Annotated in this window: 3 protein-coding genes; all 3 read left to right on the top strand. The window is 66.9% G+C overall.

Translation table 11 applies throughout. From position 1 onward, the window contains the following. The coding region (mltG, locus tag AC3AYF_RS20440) for an endolytic transglycosylase MltG (protein WP_295040367.1) at positions 1 to 336 on the top strand (336 nt) is incomplete at its 5' end. 34 nt (positions 337 to 370) lie between these two features. Continuing rightward, positions 371 to 1,027, top strand: coding sequence for a dTMP kinase (tmk, locus tag AC3AYF_RS20435; RefSeq protein WP_295040365.1), 657 nt, complete (start codon positions 371 to 373; stop codon positions 1,025 to 1,027). After that, positions 1,018 to 2,001, top strand: coding sequence for a DNA polymerase III subunit delta' (locus AC3AYF_RS20430; RefSeq protein ID WP_295040363.1), 984 nt, complete (start codon positions 1,018 to 1,020; stop codon positions 1,999 to 2,001). The genes tmk and AC3AYF_RS20430 overlap by 10 nt, the downstream gene beginning before the upstream one ends. The last annotated feature ends 17 nt before the right edge of the window (positions 2,002 to 2,018 follow it).

The following is a 2,018-nucleotide window of genomic DNA, read 5'->3' as shown; positions in this document are numbered from 1 at the left end:
CGTGGCGAGATAGCAGGCGTCTTCGTCCGTCGCTTGCAGAAAGGGATGCGCCTGCAGACCGATCCGACCGTCATCTATGGCATGGGTGACAGCTATGTCGGCAATATCACTCGTGCCGATCTTCAGCGACAGAATGCCTACAATACCTATGTCATCGAAGGGTTGCCGCCGACACCGATCGCGATGCCCGGGCTCGGATCGCTCGAGGCTGCCGTCCATCCCGCCGCGGGCGATACCCTCTACTTCGTTGCCAAGGGGGATGGGTCGCATCAGTTCTCGCGGACGCTGCAGGAGCACAACGCTGCCGTCCGCCGCTACATCCTGAATCGCGATTGAGTTCGCGGTCCATTCACCGACGAGACGACACCGCATGAACGCAGGTGATACCGAACAGCGGCGCGGCCGATTCATCACGCTGGAAGGCGGCGAGGGCGTGGGCAAGACGACCAACGTCACCTTCGTCTGCGATTGGCTGGCATCCAAGGGCATCGACGTCGTGCGCACGCGCGAGCCCGGCGGCACGCCGGGCGCCGAGGCGATCCGGGAGCTCCTGCTGGACCCCTCGCGGGAAGAGGCCTGGAGCGACGACGCCGAACTGCTGCTGGTATTCGCCGCCAGGGCGCAGCATCTCGCCCAGCGTATCCGGCCCGCGTTGGCCCGAGGCGCATGGGTCGTCTGCGACCGGTTCACCGATGCCACCTTCGCCTATCAGGGCGGGGGGCGCGGACTGGAGCTTCAGCGCATCCGGACCCTGGAAACCCTGGTCCAGGATGGATTGCAGCCCGACCTGACGCTGCTCCTGGACATGCCCGTCGGCGTCGCGGCGCAGCGGGTCGTCAGCCGGGGCGCCCGGCTCGACCGGTTCGAGCGCGAGCGGGAAGCGTTCTTCGAGTCGGTCAGATCGGCCTATCTCGAGCGGGCCCGTGACAACGAACGTTTCGCCATCATCGATGCTAGCCCCGCGCTGGGTGCGGTCCAGAACGAGATCGAGCGATGCCTCGAGCAAAGGGTGTCGGCATGGCTATGAGTCCGCTGCCGTGGCAGTACGATCGATGGCGGAAGCTGGTCGAGCTGCAGGATGGCGGTCGTCTTCCTCACGCCTTGCTGCTCTCCGGACCCAGGGGTATCGGCAAGCAGCCGCTGGCCGAGGCGCTGATCGCGCGGACGCTGTGTCGCGCCCCCGGAGAGCTCGCCTGTGGCGAGTGCCATAGCTGTCGCATGCTGTCGGCCGGTTATCATCCCGACCTGCTCAGCGTGACGCCGACCGAGAAATCGCGTCAGATCCGCGTGGACGCGATCCGCCAGGTCAACGGCTTCGTCGCCCAGACCGCCCAGCAGGGGGGCTACCGGGTCATCCGTATCGAACCGGGCGAGGCGATGAACGTTGCCGCCTCGAACGCCTTGCTGAAGAGTCTCGAGGAGCCGGGCGACCGGACGCTGTTCGTCCTGGTCTCCGATATTCCGTCGCGGCTGCTGGCCACCATTCGTTCGCGCTGCCAGCACTGGAGTTTTGCCGTGCCACCGCTCGAGGTGGCCGAACCCTGGCTGAGCGAGCGGTTGGGCAGTGACGACGAGGCCCGCTTCTGGTTGAGCGTGGCCGGGGGGCTGCCACTGCTGGCCGAGGAGCTGGCCGGCGCGGATGCGCGACAGTTGCGCCAGGACCTGCGCGAACTGTTCGATGCGCTGGTGCGCGGCGGCGAGCCCGTGGGCGAGGCGGCCAGGCTCGATGCGCAGTCGCTCGATCGCATACTATGGTATGGCATCGCCTGGCTGGAGGACCTGATCCGGCTAGGCCTGTCGGGAGACTCCCGATGCGTGCGCAACGCCGATCTGCTGCCGCTGTATCGCCAGGCGGTCAAGAATGCCCGCGTGCGCGACTGGTTCCGGCTGCTGGATTATGCCCGCGAGCAGCGTCGACTGCTGGCGGCAGGTGGTAATCCGAACCCGCAGCTGGTGCTCGAGGCCTGGCTGGTTCGGTGGTCGGCGCTGCTGAGATCCTGAGCGCGTCGACGTCGTCG

The organism is Salinicola sp. (assembly GCF_982684285.1).
Note: the sequence above shows the minus strand (reverse complement) of the source record. Positions and strands in the feature narration are given on the sequence as shown.

Bases quoted from the DNA above. Each gene is read 5' to 3' on its own strand.
- tmk (WP_295040365.1), top strand. From the start codon at position 371: ATGAACGCAGGTGATACCGAACAGCGGCGCGGCCGATTCATCACGCTG.
- AC3AYF_RS20430 (WP_295040363.1), top strand. From the start codon at position 1,018: ATGGCTATGAGTCCGCTGCCGTGGCAGTACGATCGATGGCGGAAGCTG.